Below are 17,652 nucleotides of genomic sequence, written 5' to 3' on the forward strand. Positions count from 1 at the left end.
CGCGTGAACCTTACATCCGATCGATCGATCAGCCTCGGCCGCCGCACTTTGCTGGCCGCCGGCGCGGCCGCCAGCCTGGCCGCGCCGGCCTGGGCGGCGACGCCCGCCCCCGTGGCCGCGACCAAGGCCGGCCGGGTTCGCGGTTACGTTGACACCGGTGTCAGCGGTTTCCGCGGAATTCCCTACGGGGCCAGCACGGCGGGCCGGCGCTTCCAGCCGCCGCTGCCCGCGCCGGCCTGGAAGGGCGTGCGCGAGACGACCGCCTACGGCCCCGCCTCGCCGCAGAGCAAGGCGGGCGAGCCGACCAGCGAGGACTGCCTGTACCTGAACGTCTGGACGCCCGGGCTGGACCGGGCCCGGCGGCCGGTGATGGTCTACGTCCACGGCGGCGCCTACGCGCACGGTTCGGGCTCGGACCCGCTGTACGACGGCGTGAGGCTGGCGCGGCGCGGCGACGTGGTGGTGGTGACCCTGAACCACCGCCTCAACGCCTTCGGCCACCTCTACCTGGCCAAGCTGGGCGGGCCGGCCTACGCGGATTCCGGCAACGTCGGGCTGATGGACCTGGTGCAGGCCCTGACCTGGGTGCGCGACAACATCGCGGCCTTCGGCGGCGATCCCGACTGCGTGACCCTGTTCGGCCAGTCCGGCGGCGGGGCCAAGATCGCCAGTCTGATGTCGATGCCGGCGGCCAAGGGCCTGTTCCACCGGGCCGCGACCATGAGCGGTCAGCAGGTCACCGCCCAGGGCCCGCGCGGCGCTACCGCGCGGGCGCGCGCCTTCATGGAGGCGTTGAAGCTGAAGCCCGAGCAGGTCGGCGAGCTGGCGACCCTGCCCTACGAGCGTCTCGTCGAGGGCCTGTCGGCGCGCGATCCGATCGCCGGCGGCCTCTACTTCGGCCCGGTGCAGGACGAGCGCTCGCTGAGCCGCCACCCGTTCTGGCCGGACGCGCCGGCGATCTCGGCCGGCGTGCCGATGATCATCGGCAACACCCGCGGCGAAACCCGCAACCTGATCGGCGGAAGCGATCCCTCGCTGTTCGCGCTCTCCTGGGACGAGCTGCCGGCGCGGCTGCAGCCGGCCCTGTTCGTGGACATCGACGCCGAGACGGTGATCGCCGAGTACCGGCGGCTGTACCCGGCCTATTCGCCCAGCGACGTGTTCTTCGCCGCCACCACGGCCGGACGGTCCTGGCGCGGCGCCCTGATCGAACTGGAGGCCCGGGCCGCGCAGGGCGCGCCGACCTGGGCCTACCAACTGGACTGGGGCTCGCCGATCGACGGCGGCAAGTGGGGCGCGCCGCACATGCTGGACATCCCGCTGGTGTTCGGCACCACCGCCGCGCCAAACGCTCTGAGCGGCGACGGGGTCGAGGCGCGACACATGTCCGAGCTCATGACCGACGCCTTCATCGCCTTCGCGCGCACCGGCGACCCGCGCACGCCGGCTGTTCCGGAGTGGCCGCGCTACGGCCTGGAGCGGCGCACGACGCTGTCGTTCGATCTGGCGCCTAGGCCGGTGGACGACCCGCGCGGGGACGAGCGGCGGCTGTTCGCCAAGGTGCCCTACGTGCAGACCGGCACGCTGTAGCGACCGAACCTCCGCCGGCAATTGGCGAGATCGCGCGCGGACCCGGCGGACGCGGCCCGGGGTTTCGCCCTCGCGCCCGCCCCAGGAGGTTTCGATGCCGCAGAACAAGCCGTTCCTCACCGACGTCCGGACGCTGCGCGACCGCGCGCGGCGGCACGTCGAGACCGGCCCGGTCACCGAAACCTACGGCGCCGACGCCGCCGGCACGATCGAGATCCTGCAGAGCGTGCTGGCCACCGAGCTGGTCTGCGTCATGCGCTACACCCAGCACGCCATTATCGCCACGGGCCTCGCCAGCGAGAGCGTCAGCGCCGAATTCGCCGAGCACGCCAAGGAGGAACAGGACCACGCCATGTGGGTGGCCGAGCGGATCAACCAGCTGGGTGGCGATCCCGACTTCAACCCGCAGACCCTGACCGCCCGCTCGGCGACCGAGTACGAGACCGGCGAAGAGCTGGTCACCCTGATCGAGGAGAACCTGGTGGCCGAGCGGATCGTGATCGACCACTACCGCGAGCTGATCCGCCATTTCGGCGACGCCGACCCGACCACGCGCGTGCTGATGGAGCGGATCCTGGCCGTGGAGGAAGACCACGCCAGCGACATGGTCGACCTGCTGGCCATTCATGCGCCGGACCGCACCGCCCAGGGCGCCATGGCCGGCCGCGGCGCGCCGGCGCAGGGCGCGCGGCCGCCGCACTAGAGCCCGGTCAGACGCTCCAGTTGATCAGCTTGGTGTCCAGGTACTCGTCCAGGCCGTAGCGCGAACCTTCGCGGCCGAGGCCGGATTCCTTGACCCCGCCGAAGGGCGCGACCTCGGTGGAGACCAGGCCCGTGTTCAGGCCGACCATGCCGTAGCGAAGCCCCTCGGCCATGCGCCAGCAGCGCGAGGCGTCGCGAGTGTAGACGTAGGCCGCCAGGCCCGCGCGGGTGTCGTTGGCGACGCGCACGGCTTCCGCCTCGTCGGCCACGCGGATCAGGCCGGCGACCGGACCGAAGGTCTCTTCGCGGTTCAGCAGGGCGCGCGCGGGAACGTCGCGCAGGACGGCCGGGCTGAAGAAGGCGCCCGGCGCGGGCAACACTTCGCCGCCGGTCAGCAGCCGCGCGCCGAGGCCCAGCGCGTCGTCGACGTGGCCCCGCGCCTTGGCCAGCGCCGCGGCGTTGATCAGCGGGCCCTGGTCGGTCGGGCCCTCCAGGCCGTCGCCGATCCGCAGGGTCGCGGCGCGGGCCGCCAGCCGCTCGGCGAAGGCGTCGTAGACGCGGTCGTGCACCAGGAAGCGGTTGGCGCAGACGCAGGTCTGTCCGGTGTTGCGGAACTTGGACGCGATCGCGCCCTCGACCGCCGCGTCCAGGTCGGCGTCGTCCAGCACGATGAAGGGGGCGTTGCCGCCCAGCTCCAGCGACACGCGCTTGACCGTGCCCATGCAGCGGGCGGCCAGCAGCTTTCCTACTCCGGTCGAGCCGGTGAAGGTGAACTTGGCCACGCGCGGGTCGTCGGTCATCACCTCGCCGATCGGGCCGGGCCGGCCGGTGACCACGCTGAACACGCCCGGCGGCACGCCGGCCTCCTCGCCCAGGGCGGCCAGCGCCAGGGCCGAGAACGGGGTGAGCTCCGAGGGCTTCAGCACGACGGTGCAGCCGGCGGCGAGCGCCGGGCCGACCTTGCGGGTGATCATGGCGGCCGGGAAGTTCCAGGGCGTGATCGCCGCGACCACGCCGACGGCTTGCTTCATGACCAGCAGGCGCTTGTCGCCCTGGTGGCCGGGGATCAGGTCGCCATAGGCGCGCCGGCCCTCCTCCGCGAACCATTCCAGGAAGGCGGCGGCGTAGGCCACCTCGCCGCGGGCCTCGGCCAGCGGCTTGCCCTGCTCGGCGGTCATCAGCCGGGCGAGGTCATCAATGTGCACGTTGATCAACTCGAACCAGCGGCGCAGCACGGTGGCGCGCTCCTTGGCGGTGCGTCGCGCCCAGTCCGCCTGCGCGCGGTCGGCGGCGGCGACGGCGGCCAGCGCGGCTTCGCGGCCCAGATCCGGGATCCGGCCCAGCACACGCCCGGTGGCCGGATTGGTCACCTCGATCACGGCCTCGCCGTCCAGCCAGGCGCCGTCGACATAGGCGCGCTCACGCAGCAGGTCGGGGCGGGCCAGCGCCAGGCGGGCGCGCTCGGTCAGAGTGTCGTCGCGGTCGGCGGTCAGGGTGGTCACGTCACGGACGCCTTTGCAGAAAGCCGGCTTCTGGGTCGAGCCGCAGCACCGATATGGTCGAGCCGGACGCGAAGCGCCACCGGTCTGCGATCCGTAGCCCCATCGTTCAATCGCGTCGGCGCGCGCTTGAATAGACACGGCGGCGTCAACGGAAATCGAGGCCCCGCCATGTCGAGCCAACGCCAATGCGTCTGCACCTCCCGCACCTGCAAGTGCGCCCGGACGGGAGCGGCGTGATGACGGGAGTCGTGCTGGCTCAGTCGAGCTGCGGCCTGTTCTTCCTGGCCGGTCTGGGCACTGGCCTTTGGAAGTTCCAGGCCATGACGGCGAACGCCAAGGGCGAGGCGCCCTTCTATGTCGACCTCTGCCATCGCGCGGCGCTGATGTACGCCTTCGCCTGTCTGGTCCTGGCGGAGTTCGCCCGCCTGAGCGTCTGGGGCGAGACCGTCAACCTGATCGCCGTCGCCGCCCCGGTCGTGTTCTTCGCCGCTGCCGTCGCGAGCTATGCGGCGCACGGGATCATGAGGGACACCGACAATCAGTTTCGCCGTCCCCACCGGCTGGGCGCCCGCGAAGTCCACGGGCGCTCGATGAGGGCCTTCATCTATCTGCTGGCCGCAGGCGAAATCGGCGGGTTCCTGGTGCTGTTCGCAGGGTTCATGAAACACCTCATGGCCTGACGCGGGCCCCTCGCGCGCTGGCGCCTGTGGCGAAGCAGGGCCGCCAGCGCGACGGCGCGCGCGACGAGGCTGACGTTCATGCCGGTCTCCTCCACGGACACGCCCGCGGGCGCACCGGCGAGGGCTTAGGCCGGCGGACCCGGCCGCGCCTCATTCGAAGGAAGGAGACGGGGCCGGTTCAGGCCGCGTCCTCGGCGCCGAAGCGGTGGAGCGGCTCGATCTCGCCGCGGGACGTGGGCGCCTCGGCCGTGCGCACGAAGTGGGCTGCCGGCCCCGTTTGCGTCATCCGGGCCCTGAAACGCGAACAGCCCCGCTTATGAGGCGGGGCTGTTCGGGAAGTTCGGGTGCGGGGACGCGCACCAGCCGTTTTGATATTTGGTCCTTGTCCTTGGTCCCGCGCGCATAGCTAAGCCACAGGCGCATAGTAGACGCCGCCGTGCGCCATTAAGAGCGCTAGATCCACAATCTAGAGAAATCTCATATTTTCAATACGTTAATCCTAGGCGAATGAAAAGGCACACCTGCTGAGCCCCTGTGCCGGGATCGCGAGCTCGCCGACGGTCGCTTTCGCCGGCAGCCCTCGGGTCCATGGCCTCGCGCCCAGGCCTTTCGGGAACGCACACGCACACACCGCCGAACCGCGAAGCTGTGGACGCACGCTTCGAAGTGACCGACTATCGCGAACGATCGATCACCTAAGGGGGGACGTCGATGCGGGTTGGGCTGGTCTGGGTCGCTGCGGCTGCGCTGGCGGGGTGCGCGACCTCGCCGGGAACCTCGAAGCCGTCGGAGTACGAGCGGCTGGTTCGCGAGTGCGCCGAGCGGGGCGGCGTTCTGCACCCCATCCCCGGCGCGAACAGCGCCAACGAGGCGGCGAACTACGCCTGCGAATTCCGGGGCGTGTCGCCTCGGCCGACCCCCGGAGCCGGGGGCTGACCACCCGCGGCGCGCCGCTTCGGCCGGTCCTGACCGAGCGCGAACTGCGCGACGCCTTCGCCTGCTTCGCGACCGGCGTGGCCGTCGTCACCACCGAGGAGCACGGCCGGCCGGTCGGCGCGACGATCAACTCGTTCTCCTCGGTCTCGCTGGATCCGCCGCTGGTCCTGTTCTGCCTCGATCGGCGACTAGGCGCGCTGGCGGCCTTCGAGCAGGCGCGGACCTACGCCGTTAACGTCCTGCACGACGGTCAGGAGGCGGTGTCCGCCCGCTTCGGGCGACCGGGCCCCGACCGGTTCGAGACCGGGCGCTGGACGCCCGGCCGGTTCGGGGCGCCCGTGCTGTTGGACGCCATGGCGACGTTCGAACTCGGCCGGCACGCCGCCTACGACGGCGGCGACCACGTCATCTTCGTGTGCCGGGTGCTGGACGCGGCCTGGTCGCCGGAGCACGACCCGTTGCTGTTCTTCCAGGGGCGCTACCGCAGCGTCCACGTCCCCGACTGAAGTTCGCCGCTCAGCGGCCGGGACAGACCGTGTCGCCCTCGTTTGCGGCCAGCCGGACGTCCTCGACCGTCACCGTGAACCGGCCGGCGCTCGCCAGCCCGAACGGCTCGTCGACCGCGCCCACGTCCGCGCCCGCCGCCTTCAGGCAAGAGAGCCGCACCTTCAGGGTTCGCCATTCGCCGACCGGCGCCTTCCTGAAGGTCTCGGCCAGCCCGACCCGTCCCTGCCCGACCGTCAGGTCCACGCCGGCGGTCGGCGGAGCGTCCACCCGATAGCGGAAGCTCAGCGCCATCTCGCCGTTGGTCTGGCGGGAGAGGTCCACGGCCGGGCCGAGGACCACCGCCCGGCCGTCGGCGGAGAAGGCGAAGGTGCGGGCCGACTCCTGGGAGGCGCCGTCGGCCGCGCCGACCCGGACCGCCCCGCGCGGGCTGCGCCCTTGCGCCTCCTGTCCAAGGCGGGAGTCGCCGCCTGCGTCGCGCAGCAGCAACGACCAGGGCGCAACGACCCGGCCGTCGACGAAATAGCGATCCGCGGCGCCCGCCTGCGCGGCGGCGCCCGGCGCCTCGGAAAGCTGCGGGACCGCCCCGCCGCGGGCGTAGGTCAGGCCGTAGCCGTAGGCGAACTGGGGATCGTAGCCCGGCTGGCCGCGATTGAGCGGCGCGCCGCCGGCGTCCTTCGGCCAAGAGTAACCGAGCACGCCCTGGAAGTCGTGGCGCGGCCGGCCGTCCGGGCCGGCGACCAGCACGTCGGCCACCCCCGCGCCTTCCGATCCCGGCAGCCAGGCCGCGACGAAGGCGTCCGACGCGTTGATCTCGGGATTGGTCCACAGCGGGCGGCCGGAGAGGAACACCGACACCGTCGGCACGCCCTGCGCCTTCAGCTTGCGCAGCAGGGTCAGCGGCCCCTCCGGCGCGAAGTCCAGGGTCTCCACGTCGCCCTGGAACTCGGCGTAGGGCGTCTCGCCGAACACCACGATCGCTACGTCCGGGCGCTCGACAAACGTCCCGTCCGCACTGAGCACGGCCGTTCCGCCGGCGTCCTTCACGGCGGCGGCGAGGCCGCTCCAGATCGACTGGCCGTTGGGAAAGTCGGCGTTGGTGTTGCCGACGCCCTGCCAGGTCAGGGTCCAGCCGCCGGACGCCTGGCCGATGTCGTCCGCGGCGGCGCCGGCGACCAGCACGCGCGCGCCCGGCCGGATCGGCAGGACCGAGCCGTTGTTCTTGAGCAGCACCAGCGACTTCCGCACCGCCTCGCGCGCGAGGGCGCGGTGCTCCGGCGAGCCGAGGTGCTCGAACCTACCCTCGACCGGCCGCTCGGCGCGGAACAGGCCGGCCTTGACCTTCACGGTGAGGATGCGCCGGACCGCCTCGTCCAGCCGGGCCATCGGGATCTCGCCGGACCGCACCTGGGCCAGGGTGTTGCGGTAGAGGCCCTTCCAGCTGTCCGGGGCCATGAACATGTCGATGCCGGCGTTGAAGGCCGCGGGGCAGCTCTCGTTCGAGCAGCCGGGCAGCTGGCCGTGCGCGTTCCAGTCCGATACCACGAAGCCCTTGAAGCCCAGCGGGCCGCGCAGCACGTCGGTCAGGACGGTCCGGTTGCCGGAGTGCTTGACCCCGTTCCAGCTCGAGAAGCTGGCCATCACCGACAGCACGCCGGCGTCGATCGCCGCCGGATAGCCGCCGAGGTGGATGTCGATGAGCTCCCGCTCGGCCACGCGCGCGTCGCCCTGGTCCTTGCCGCCCGCCGTGCCGCCGTCGGCCAGGAAGTGCTTGGCCGAACCGGCGATGTGGCCGGCCGCCAGCGGCGCGCCGGCGGTGAGCTCGCCCTGCAGGCCCAGGGTCATAGGGCCGGCGTAGCTCCGCGCGATCTCCGGGTCCTCGCCGTACCCTTCATAGGTGCGGCCCCAGCGGTCGTCCTGCGGCACGGCCAGGGTCGGACCAAAGGTCCAGTCGGCCCCGGTGACCGCCACCTCCAGCGCCGTCGCCTCGCCGATGCGGCGGATCAGGTCCGGGTCACGGGCGGCGCCCAGGCCGATGTTGTGCGGAAAGATGGTGGCGCCGACGACGTTGTTGTGGCCGTGCACCGCGTCGATGCCGAAGATCAGCGGGACCTTCGCACCCGGCCGCGCGGCGGCGGCGGCGCGGAAGGCGCGGGCCAGCTCGACCCACTTCTGCGGCGCGGCGCGCTCGTCGCCGCCGGGCGCTGAGTTGCCGCCGGCCAGGATCGAGCCCAGCGGATACTCGGCCAGGTCTCGCGGCTGGATGGCCGAGATGTCGGCCTGGATCACCTGGCCGACCTTCTCCTCCAAGGTCATGCGGGCCATCAGCGCGTCCACGAACCGTTCGCCGGCGGCGTCGGTCATCGCCGCCGGGCTGGCCGCGCGTGGCCACACCGACGGACTGGCGTGCGCGTGCGGCGGCGGCGTCGCGGCGGCCGAGGCCGCGAACCCGAGGGCGGCGGCGAGCGCGACGGCGGAGACGATGAGACGGGATTTGGTCATCGCAGGCTCCCCCGGGCCAACCCGATAACAATGGTTGTCGAAGCGACGCTGGGCCGTCACGGCCAAGCTGTCAACGCCGAATGATAACGCTGTCATGGCTGTGAAATCAGGGAATCCGGCTCCGCCCCGGTCAGCCGCCGCAGATGCGCGCGGACCAGCCGGCCGGAGGCGGTGAGGTCCTCGTCGGTCCAGCCGCCGGTGGCCGCCGCCCCAGGCTTGAGGGCCGAAGCCGTCTCGGGTTTGTCGGCCACCGACCAGTTCAGGTAACTGATCTGGCGCGTCTCCAGGAAGTCCCACCAGGCCTGCGTCTCGGCCTCGTCCAGCACGCCGTCGCCGGTCGCCTCGCTGGTTCCCCATTCGGTGACCATCAGGGCCGCGCCGCGCGCCAGCGCCGCCTCCGCCTTGTCGCGCAGCTCCTGCCGGTGGGTCCCCGCATAGAAGTGCAGGGTGTAGGCCAGGTTTGTGAACGGCAGCGGATCGGCGGCGGCGACGTCGACGTCCTGCGACCAGGTCGGCGTGCCGGCGACCACGAGGTTGTCGGGATCGATCGCGCGAATGCGCGCGACCACCGCGAGGTGGTAGGGCCGCACCACGCCCGTCCAGCCGTGCTCGCGCAGCGGCTCGTTCCAGGGCTCGTAGATGACGTTCGGCCGATCGCCGTAGCGCCGGGCGATGCGCTCGAAGAAGGCGGCCGCGGCCTCCGGTTCGGGCTGATGGGCGTGCCAGTCGACGATCACGTAAAGCCCGGCCTCGATGGCGGCGTCGATCACGGCCTCGGCCTTGCGCATCTCCCGCCCGGGGTGGCGGAGATAGCCGTCCGGCTCGACCCCGACCGCGACGCGCACGACGTCGACCTTCCAGTCGTCCCTCAGCCAGCGCACCGCCTCGGCGTTGTAGTAGCGGCCCTGCCACTGGCTCCAGAACAACGACATGCCGCGCAGCACCACCGGGCGACCGTGCTGGTCGACGATGCGGCCGTCACGCACGGCGAGCTGGCCGTGCCGCTCGACCGGGGTCTGCGCCCAGGCCGGAGCGGCCGCCGCGACGGCCCAAAGGACGAGCGCCAGAATGACCGCCCTCGCCATGGCTCAGCCCGCACGCCGCTGCGGCGCGGCCTCCGGCGCCTCGTCGGGCAGCGCCCGTCCCCGAGTCTCGACCCCGAACACCCCGATCAGAGCCATGGCCAGGGCGGCCGGGACGGTGATGATCAGCGCGGCGATCCACAGCGCCGGCACCGCCGCGAGAATGCCCAGCAATTGGGTGATCAGGCCGCCGAACTTGCTGCAGCCGGCCACCCAACCGGTCGCCCGGCCGCGGACCTGCACCGCATAGCTCTCGGCCGCGTAGGGCAGCAGGATGGCCAGCAGGGCGTTGCTGCCGACCAGCAGCAAGGCCAGTGTCAGCACCGGATTCACCGCCCCTTCGGGCGCGGCCTCCATGACCAGCACGCTGAGCACGCCGAGGATGCTGAGGCCGATCGCGCCGGCGAGCGACCCCTTGGTGCTCCAGCGGCTGTAGACCAGGGCGGCGACCCCGACCGTCGGCAGGGCGATCAGGGCCGACTTGGCCAGCAGGGCGCTGGACGCATGAACGCTGTAGCCCTTGGCCACCAGATCGGCCGGCAGCCACAGCAGCAGGCCGAAGTTGATGAGGCTCCAGGCCAGGGCGGCCAGGCTGAGCCCCGCGGTCAGGCCGCGGTCGCGGCCGGCCGGGGCGGCCGGCGAGGCGACGGCGCGCGGCCCCGGGGGCGAGGCGCGCTCGGCGACCACCGAGCCGAACCGGCGCAGCACCTCCTGGGCGGCGGCCGTGCGGCCGATGCTCATGAGGAACTTGGCCGACTCCGGGATCAGGCCGCTCATGGCCACCAGCACCAGGCCGGTCGGCAGGTTGAGGAACCACAGGATGCGCCAGCCGAACTCCGGCTGCAGCAGGGCCGAAAAGCCGCTGGCCGCGAGATAGCCGCCGACCCCGCCGACGCCGCCGACCAGGACCAGCGCCCAACCGCGATGGCGGGCCGGCATGATCTCAGCCAGCAGGGCGTAGACCACCGGAAGCAGTCCGCCCGCCGCCGCGCCCATCAGGAAGCACATGACGATGTTGCCGAGCAGGCTCGGCATGGCCCCGCAGACCGAGCTGCCGACGAACATGACGGCCGACAGCAGGATGGTGGCGCGCCGCCCGAACACGTCGGCCAGCGCCCCCCAGACCAGCGAACCGGCCACCGTCCCTGACAGGGCGGCGAACGGCAGCCAGGCGACCTGGGCGCGGGTGAGGCCGTACTCCTCGATCATGCCCGGGACCACGAAGCCCAGGCTGGCCGGCTTCATGACGTCGATCACCAGGGCGATCACCAGCACCGCCATCAGCCGCCAGTGGGCCGGCGTGAGCGGCGCGTCCTCCGGCGCGGTGACGGCCAGCCCGGCGACGGCGGGCTCGCTGCGGCGCGGCAACAGGCCGTAGCCGGCCAGCCCCACGCCCAGCGCGATCAGCCCCATGCCCGTCCACATGCCGGCGTCCATCTGCATGCCGGCCATGCGGTAGCCCATGTCCGCACCCATCAGGTACATGGGCAGGTGCAGCAGCACGCCTATGGTCACGGCCACGCTGCCCAGCCAGAACGCCCACACGCCCCGCCGCTCGGCGAACACGCGCCCCGTCTCGACGTCCACCATCTTCATTCGCCGCTCCCCCCGAAGCGTGTGGACGGCGCCTCGGCGCCGACGCTGGAAACAAAAGTCCCTTGAGGCCGCCGGACCCGATCGTCCGCGCGCGTTCCCGCCGACCCGCGGTCGGTGTAGAACGGCGCCGGCGGACGAGGTCGGGAGGGGCGTCCATGTCGCAAGCCGCAACCAGACGCTCGGGCGTCCTGCTGGTCCTCGCCGCCCAGGTTGTCGTCTTGGGCGCCGCCCGGCCGGCGACGGCTGCGGAACCTCCGGGCGCCACGCCCGTCACCGTCGCCGCCCTGCCTCCCGAGCGCACCGCCGGCCGCGGCGCGCGCGTGCCGTTCGTGGAGCACGAGGCCGAGGCCGGGCTCACCGACGGCGAGCTGATCGGCCCCGACCGCACCTTCGCCACCCTGGCCGCCGAGGCCTCGGGCCGGCGCGCCGTGCGCCTGGACGCGCCGGGCGAGTTCGTCGAGGTCGTGCTGGACCGCCCGGCCGACGCGGTGACCCTGCGCTACGCCCTGCCCGACTCCGCCGACGGGCGAGGGCTGGACGGCGAGATCGCGCTCTACGCCGACGGCCGCCGGCTGGGCGCGCTGAAGCTGACCTCGCGCTACAGCTGGTACTACGGCGCTTATCCGTTCACGAACCGGCCGGCCGACGGGACCCCGCACCACTTCTACGACGAGAGCCGGCTGCTGCTGGGCGAGGTTCTGCCGGCCGGGACCCGCGTGCGCTTCGTGGTCGAGGCCGACGGCGTGCCCTGGCGCGTGCTCGACCTGGCCGATTTCGAACTGGTCGGCCCCGCCCCGCCTCCGCCCGCGAACGCCCTGTCCGTGGTCGATTTCGGCGCCGACCCGAGCGGCGCGACGGAGGCCTCGCGCGCTTTCGACGCGGCGATCGCGGCGGGGCGCCGGACCGGCCGGCCGGTCTGGATTCCGCCCGGCGAATACCGGATCGAACGCCACCTCGAGGTCGACGAGGCGACCCTGGTCGGGGCCGGCGCCTGGCGCTCGGTGCTGAAGGGCGACGGCGTCGGCGTCTACGGCCGCAAGGCGCCTGGCGGCAGCCGCGAGGTGACGCTGAAGGACTTCGCGATCATCGGCGAGGTCCGCGAGCGAAAGGACAAGGCGCAGCTGGCCGGGGTCGGCGGCGCGATGAGCGACTCGACCATCAGCGGCCTGTGGATCCAGCACACCAAGGTCGGCCTTTGGTTCGACGGGCCGATGCGCGGCGTCGTCGTGCGGAACGTGCGGGTGCTGGACCAGGCGGCCGACGGCCTGAACTTCCACCGCGGCGTGACCGACGCCCTGGTCGAGGACGTGTTCGTACGCAACAGCGGCGACGACGGCCTGGCGGCCTGGTCGCACGAGGTCCCGAACGCACGCCTCACCTTCCGGCATAACTCGGTGATCGCCCCCACCCTGGCCAACGGCATCGCCATCTACGGCGGACAGGATGTCGTCGTGACCGAAAGCCTGGTGGCCGACACCCTGACCCAGGGCGGCGGCCTGCACCTGGGCGCGCGGTTCTCGGCCACGCCGTTCGCCGGGCGCGTGACCTTTCGCGGCAACACCACCGTCCGGGCCGGCGTGATGGACCCGAACTGGGGCTTCGGCGTGGGCGCCCTGTGGCTCTATGCGCTCGACCGGCCGATCGAGGGCGCGGACATCCGCATCCTCGACACCGACCTGATCGACAGCACCTACGAAGCCGTCCAGGTCATCGGCGAGCGGCCGATCTCCGGCGTCGGCTTCAACGGCGTGCGCATCCGCGGGGCCGGCTCCCATGCGGTGCAGCTTCAGGCGCCCGGGGCCGCGACCTTCCGCGAGGTCCGCGCCGACGGCCTGGGCGCGGCAGGGGTCTACGACTGCGGCGCGGGGTTCAGGATCGAGCGCGCCGAAGGCAACGCCGGCTGGGAGACCGTCGACTGTCCTCGCCGCTAGGCTCAAGCTGCGTCCACCGACCGGAGGGCCGAGCAGTGCCGGTCGATGAACTCCTGGTGGGTGGGCATGGCGGCCACCCGCTCCAGGATGGCCTTGCGGGCACCGCTCAGGCGGATCCGCAGCTCCTCGTCCGACATGACGTCGGCCACCGGGTGGTGGTCCTGCGGGACCAGGCCCTGGCCGTACAGCACGGCGAACCAGTTCACCTCGCGAAACAGTTCGTGGTTGTCGACCAGCACCTCGCCGCGGGTGCGGAACAGTTCCAGCTTGGCGGCCAGGGTGTCGGGCGCGTCCATGTCGCGGCAGTAGCGCCAGAACGGCGTGTCGTCGCGCTCGGAGACCTTGTAGTGGGCGATGACGAAGTCGCGGACGCTGACGTAGTCGCGTTCCATCTCCCAGTTGAACCGGTCGACCAGCTTCGGGTCGCAGCCGTTCTTCGGGAACAGGGTCAGGAACTTCGAAATGCCCGACTGCACCAGGTGGATGCTGGTCGACTCCAGCGGTTCGAGGAAGCCGCTGGCCAGGCCCAAGGCCAGGCAGTTCTTCACCCAGCAGGTCTTGCGCCGGCCGGTGACGAACTTCAGCAGGCGCGGCTCGTCCAGGGCCGCGCCGTCCAGCCGCCGGCTCAGCAGGTCCATGGCCTCCTGCTCGGCGATGAATTCGTTGCAGAAGACGTAGCCGTTGCCTGTCCGGTGCTGCAGCGGGATGCGCCACTGCCAGCCGGCCTCGCGGGCGGTGGAGCGGGTGAGCGGCGCCGGGTCCTCGACCCGCGCGCAAGGCATGGCGGCGGCCCGGTTCATCGGCAGCCAGCGGCTCCAGTCCTCGTAGCCGGACTTCAGCGTCTCCTCGATCAGGAGGCCGCGGAAACCGGAGCAGTCGAAGAAGAAGTCGCCGTGTAAGCGGCGGCCGTCGTCGAGTTCGAGGCCCTCGATGAAGCCGGTCTCGGCGTGTTGACGGACGCGGACGACCTTGCCCTCGACCCGGACCACGCCGCGCGCCTCGGCGAAGCGGCGCAGGTAGGCGGCGTAGAGGCTGGCGTCGAAGTGGAAGGCGTAGTGCAGCTTCGGCAGGCCCGGCCGTCCGTCGGCGCGGGTGAAGCGTCCGCGCCGGGCGGCCTCGGCCTCGGCGCTGAACATGAGGTTGTCGGGGTCGCCGCCGGCCTTCAACCAACGGAACCAGTAGTGCGAGAAGCCGATCCCGCCCAGGTCGCCGGCGAACAGGCCGAACGGGTGGTGGTAGGTGTGGCCGAGCCGCGCCCAATCGATGAACTCGATGCCCAGCTTGAAGGTCGCGTTGGTCTCGCGGACGAACTCGTCCTCGTCCAGGCCGAGCACGTTGTTGAACAGGCTGATCGCCGGGATGGTCGCCTCGCCGACCCCGACCGTGCCGATCTGCTCGGACTCCACCAGGGTGATCGAATAGTTCTGCGTGCCGACCACCTTGGACAGAGCGGCCGCGGCCATCCACCCGGCGGTGCCGCCGCCGACGATGACGATGTCGCGAAGGGCTCTGTTCATGCTCGCACTCACGGACGGGCCAGACGGGCCGCAATGGTCGGGGCCTGCCGCACCTCGGCGGCGATCAGCCTGAGCAGGTTCTGGAAATGGCGAACCTGCTCGGGCTCGCCGACCATTTCCACCAGCGGGTCGTAGTCGCGCGGGATCAGGCCGTGACCGACGAAGATCGAGGTCCAGCTCGGCTCCTGGAACGCCTCGTCGTCATAGAGGGCCACGCGGCCGCGGCCGGCGAACAGCTTCAGCTTGTAGGCCAGGGTTTCGGGCGCAGGCCTGTCGCGGGCCCGATCCCAGAAGGGTTCGCCGCTGCGCCCGTTGAGCTTGTAGTGGGCGATCTGGAAATCGCGCAGGTTGCCGGCGTGCGAAGCGATCGCGGCGTTGTAGGCCTCAGTCTCGAGGGCGAAATCCGGGCCGACCGGGAACAAGGCGATCAGGTGCGAAAGCCCGACCTGGACCACGTGCATGGGCGCCGCGTCGAGCGGCTCCAGGCTGACCGCCCCCTCCCCGATCGCCACGCAGTTGCCGATCCAGGGCCGGGGCCGGAATCCGGCGCGGAACGGCGCGACCGTCGCATCGCCCTGGAGCGCCAGGCCCGACAGGGCGGCTGCGGTCTGCAGCATCTGCGCGTCGGACTGGCGGGCGTGGTCGTAAACGGCCACCACCGCCGTGCGGTCCTGCAGCGGATAAAGGCCCAGCCAGCCGGCGTCGAAGGCGGCGATCTGACTGTAGCCCGGCAAGGGGTCGAGGCGGGGGGCCGACGCGGTCAGCACGCGGTCGCAGCCGAGCCACTGACCCCAGTCCTCGACCGCGTCGCCGGGCAGCCGGCCGATTAGCGCCGCCTCGGCCCCGGTGGCGTCGACGAACAGGTCGGCCTCGACCCGCGTCCCGTCCTCCAGCACCACCGCGGCGATCCGACCGTCCGCGACGTCGGCCCCGCGAAGAGCGCCGGAGACGCAGGTCGCCCCGCTCGCGGTCGCCTTGCGGCGAAGGAGGTCCACATAGCCCCGCGCGTGGAGGTGGTAGCCGTGGGCCGGCCGCGGCAGGCCCGCCGCCGGGGCGGCGTCGGTCACCAGCCGCCCGTGGCGCGCGCCCGCCGCGCCCAGCGAAAACTCGTCGAGTTCGAGCGCCAGCCCCTTGCCGCGTCCCTTCACCCAGTACTGCAGGAAGTCGACGCTGTTCAGACCGATCGGCTGGCTGTCGTAGGCGTGCAGAAAGCCGCCCTGCCCCCCGGACCAGCCGACAAAGCGTTGCCCCAGGGCGTGGACGCCCGCCGCGGACGCCAACACTTCGCGCTCGTCCAGGCCCAGCAGACGGTGCAGGCCGCCCAGGGTGGGCAGCGCCGGACAGACGTCGGCCGGGCCCAGCAGCGACGGCAGATCGACCACCGTCACTGCGACGCCGACGCGACCGAAGGCGCGCTGCAGGCCGAAGGCGACGGTCCAGGCGGCCGCGTCGCGTCCGACCACCGCGATTTTTTCGGGCCGGCGGCTCATGCGTCGGCTCCGGCCAGGGCCGGCGCCCGCACCGCCTCGGCGCTGGCGCAATAGCTGCGCACGAAGGCGTCGTGCCCGGGCATGGCCGCCGTGCGCGCGTCGATGCGCGCGTGCAGGGTCTCCATGCGGGCGAACAGCTCGTCCAGCGGCAGGTTGTCAGCCAGCCGGTCGTAGGCCTGTGGCCGCAACCCCTGGCCGAGCAGCACCGACAGCCAGCTGGGCGGCGAGAACAGGCCGTCCTTGTACTGCGGGAGGTGGCCGCGGCGGGTGAACAGCTCGATCTTGCTGCGCAGGCTGTCCGGGACCTCCATGTCCCGGCAGTAGCGCCACAGCTCCCCATCCTCACGGGTGTTGGCGTGGTAGTGCAGGATCAGGAAGTCGCGGATCCGGTCGTACTCGTTGTCGACCAGCCGGTTGAATTCCTCGACCAGGGCCGGATCGACCGGGTTGCGCGGGAACAGCCGCAGCAGGTTCGTGATCGCGACCTGGACCAGGTAGATGCTGGTCGACTCCAGCGGCTCGAGGAAGCCGCTGGCCAGGCCCATCGCGATGCAGTTCTTGCGCCAGCAGTCGACCCGTCGGCCGGCCTTGAAGCGCAAGGGGCGCGGCTCGGCCTGGGCCTCGCCGTCGAGGTTCCGCATCAGGGTGGCGGCGGCGTCATCGTCGCTGATGAAGCTCGACGAATAGACGTAGCCGTTGCCGGTTCGGTGTTGCAGCGGGATCCGCCACTGCCAGCCGGCCTCGCGCGCGGTCGAACGGGTGAAGGGGGTGAAGCGGCCGGCGCGGTCGCAGGGGACGGCCAGGGCGCGGTCGCAGGGCAGCCACTTGCTCCAGTCCTCGAAGCCGCTTTGCAGCGCCTGGCCGATGATCAGGCCGCGAAAGCCGGAGCAGTCGATGAACAGGTCGCCCGCGACCAGCTCGCCGGACTCCATCCGGATGGCGTCGACGTTCCCGCTCTCCGGGTGCAACACGACCTCCACCACCTTGCCTTCGGTGCGGCGCAGGCCCCTCGCCTCGGCGAAGCCGCGCAGGTAGCGGGCGTAGAGCGAGGCGTCGAAGTGGTAGGCGTAGTTGTAGGTCGCCTCGATCGCGGCCGGGTCGCGCGACGGGAATTCGAAGCGGTCGCAGCGGCTGGCGACGACCGCGTAGGAGAACGCCTCGATGTCCCAGGGCCGGCCGTTCTGCGCCGCCCGCAGCCAGTGATGATGGAAGCCGACCCCGCCCCAGGCCTGGCCGTGGGCGCCGAACGGGTGGACGTACGTCGAGCCCTTAAAGCCCCAGTCGAGGAACTCGATGCCCAGTTTGAACGTGGCGTTCGTACTGCGCATCATCTCCGCCTCGTCAATCCCGACGAGGTCGTTGAAGTCCTTCATCTGCGGCAGGGTGGCCTCGCCGACGCCGACGATGCCGATCTCGTCGGATTCGATCAGGCGGACTCGGCAGACGTTGGGCTTCAGCACGCCGACCAGGGCCGCCGCGGTCATCCATCCGGCGGTCCCGCCGCCGACGATGACGACGTCGAGGGGCCGGGACATCTAAGCGCCCCCGAAGCCGGACGGCCGGAACGAACTCGCTGACACGGCACTGCCCCCAAGGCGCCCACTACGCGCAACGCTGCGA

12 protein-coding genes are annotated in these 17,652 nt (G+C 71.9%); 5 read left to right on the top strand and 7 right to left on the bottom strand.

Going from position 1 to position 17,652, the window contains the following annotated elements; genetic code table 11:
• The first annotated feature begins 3 nt into the window (after window positions 1–3).
• Together H8B08_RS16785 and H8B08_RS16790 are read left to right on the top strand one after the other, a co-directional pair.
• Window positions 4–1,590, top strand: coding sequence for a carboxylesterase/lipase family protein (locus tag H8B08_RS16785; RefSeq protein ID WP_370545507.1), 1,587 nt, complete (start codon window positions 4–6; stop codon window positions 1,588–1,590).
• Window positions 1,591–1,684: 94 nt separating this feature from the next.
• Window positions 1,685–2,293, top strand: coding sequence for a bacterioferritin (locus H8B08_RS16790; protein WP_187451345.1), 609 nt, complete (start codon window positions 1,685–1,687; stop codon window positions 2,291–2,293).
• Between the two features lie 7 nt (window positions 2,294–2,300).
• Here H8B08_RS16790 and H8B08_RS16795 read toward each other — a convergent pair whose 3' ends face one another.
• Window positions 2,301–3,785, bottom strand: a complete 1,485-nt coding sequence (locus H8B08_RS16795) for an NAD-dependent succinate-semialdehyde dehydrogenase (RefSeq protein WP_255500917.1) — start codon at window positions 3,783–3,785, stop codon at window positions 2,301–2,303.
• Window positions 3,786–3,979: 194 nt separating this feature from the next.
• Here H8B08_RS16795 and H8B08_RS16800 point away from each other — a divergent pair, with 194 nt between their 5' ends.
• Both H8B08_RS16800 and H8B08_RS16805 read left to right on the top strand, forming a co-directional pair.
• On the top strand, window positions 3,980–4,474 hold the full coding sequence (locus H8B08_RS16800; RefSeq protein WP_222934554.1) for a hypothetical protein: 495 nt from the start codon (window positions 3,980–3,982) through the stop codon (window positions 4,472–4,474).
• 980 nt (window positions 4,475–5,454) lie between these two features.
• The gene (locus tag H8B08_RS16805; RefSeq protein ID WP_255500918.1) at window positions 5,455–5,916 is read left to right on the top strand and encodes a flavin reductase family protein; all 462 of its coding nucleotides are present in this window, start codon (window positions 5,455–5,457) and stop codon (window positions 5,914–5,916) included.
• A gap of 10 nt (window positions 5,917–5,926) precedes the next feature.
• Here the strand turns inward: H8B08_RS16805 and H8B08_RS16810 are convergent, their stop codons facing one another.
• The 3 genes from H8B08_RS16810 to H8B08_RS16820 form a co-directional block, all read right to left on the bottom strand.
• Window positions 5,927–8,416 (bottom strand): exo 1,3/1,4-beta-D-glucan glucohydrolase, encoded by a 2,490-nt coding sequence (locus H8B08_RS16810; RefSeq protein ID WP_187451346.1) that lies wholly within the window; start codon window positions 8,414–8,416, stop codon window positions 5,927–5,929.
• Between the two features lie 92 nt (window positions 8,417–8,508).
• Window positions 8,509–9,501 (bottom strand): glycoside hydrolase family 5 protein, encoded by a 993-nt coding sequence (locus tag H8B08_RS16815; protein WP_187451347.1) that lies wholly within the window; start codon window positions 9,499–9,501, stop codon window positions 8,509–8,511.
• Window positions 9,502–9,504: 3 nt separating this feature from the next.
• Window positions 9,505–11,094, bottom strand: a complete 1,590-nt coding sequence (locus H8B08_RS16820) for an MFS transporter (RefSeq protein WP_255500911.1) — start codon at window positions 11,092–11,094, stop codon at window positions 9,505–9,507.
• 155 nt (window positions 11,095–11,249) lie between these two features.
• On the opposite strand from H8B08_RS16820, the gene H8B08_RS16825 reads away from it, so the two are divergent.
• Window positions 11,250–13,025 (top strand): glycosyl hydrolase family 28-related protein, encoded by a 1,776-nt coding sequence (locus H8B08_RS16825; protein ID WP_187451348.1) that lies wholly within the window; start codon window positions 11,250–11,252, stop codon window positions 13,023–13,025.
• A 2-nt stretch (window positions 13,026–13,027) separates the two neighbouring features.
• Here H8B08_RS16825 and H8B08_RS16830 read toward each other — a convergent pair whose 3' ends face one another.
• Genes H8B08_RS16830 through H8B08_RS16840 form a run of 3 tightly spaced genes read right to left on the bottom strand, consistent with a single transcriptional unit; the run spans window position 13,028 to window position 17,567 of the window.
• Window positions 13,028–14,542 carry a tryptophan halogenase family protein gene (locus H8B08_RS16830; protein ID WP_187451349.1) on the bottom strand — a complete coding sequence of 505 codons (1,515 nt, stop codon included), beginning with the start codon at window positions 14,540–14,542 and terminating at the stop codon, window positions 13,028–13,030.
• Window positions 14,543–14,550: 8 nt separating this feature from the next.
• Complete coding sequence (locus H8B08_RS16835; RefSeq protein WP_187451350.1) at window positions 14,551–16,032, bottom strand: tryptophan 7-halogenase; 1,482 nt, start codon at window positions 16,030–16,032, stop codon at window positions 14,551–14,553.
• Window positions 16,029–17,567 (bottom strand): tryptophan halogenase family protein, encoded by a 1,539-nt coding sequence (locus H8B08_RS16840; protein WP_187451351.1) that lies wholly within the window; start codon window positions 17,565–17,567, stop codon window positions 16,029–16,031. Before H8B08_RS16840 ends, H8B08_RS16835 begins: the two co-directional genes overlap by 4 nt.
• Window positions 17,568–17,652 lie beyond the last annotated feature (85 nt).

The organism is Caulobacter sp. 17J80-11, assembly GCF_014349105.1.
Lineage (GTDB): Bacteria > Pseudomonadota > Alphaproteobacteria > Caulobacterales > Caulobacteraceae > 17J80-11.

Coding starts and splice junctions, on each gene's coding strand:
- H8B08_RS16800 (WP_222934554.1), top strand. CDS start 3,980: ATGCGTCTGCACCTCCCGCACCTGCAAGTGCGCCCGGACGGGAGCGGC.
- H8B08_RS16820 (WP_255500911.1), bottom strand. CDS start 11,094: ATGAAGATGGTGGACGTCGAGACGGGGCGCGTGTTCGCCGAGCGGCGG.
- H8B08_RS16830 (WP_187451349.1), bottom strand. CDS start 14,542: ATGAACAGAGCCCTTCGCGACATCGTCATCGTCGGCGGCGGCACCGCC.
- H8B08_RS16810 (WP_187451346.1), bottom strand. CDS start 8,416: ATGACCAAATCCCGTCTCATCGTCTCCGCCGTCGCGCTCGCCGCCGCC.
- H8B08_RS16825 (WP_187451348.1), top strand. CDS start 11,250: ATGTCGCAAGCCGCAACCAGACGCTCGGGCGTCCTGCTGGTCCTCGCC.
- H8B08_RS16835 (WP_187451350.1), bottom strand. CDS start 16,032: ATGAGCCGCCGGCCCGAAAAAATCGCGGTGGTCGGACGCGACGCGGCC.
- H8B08_RS16840 (WP_187451351.1), bottom strand. CDS start 17,567: ATGTCCCGGCCCCTCGACGTCGTCATCGTCGGCGGCGGGACCGCCGGA.
- H8B08_RS16815 (WP_187451347.1), bottom strand. CDS start 9,501: ATGGCGAGGGCGGTCATTCTGGCGCTCGTCCTTTGGGCCGTCGCGGCG.
- H8B08_RS16790 (WP_187451345.1), top strand. CDS start 1,685: ATGCCGCAGAACAAGCCGTTCCTCACCGACGTCCGGACGCTGCGCGAC.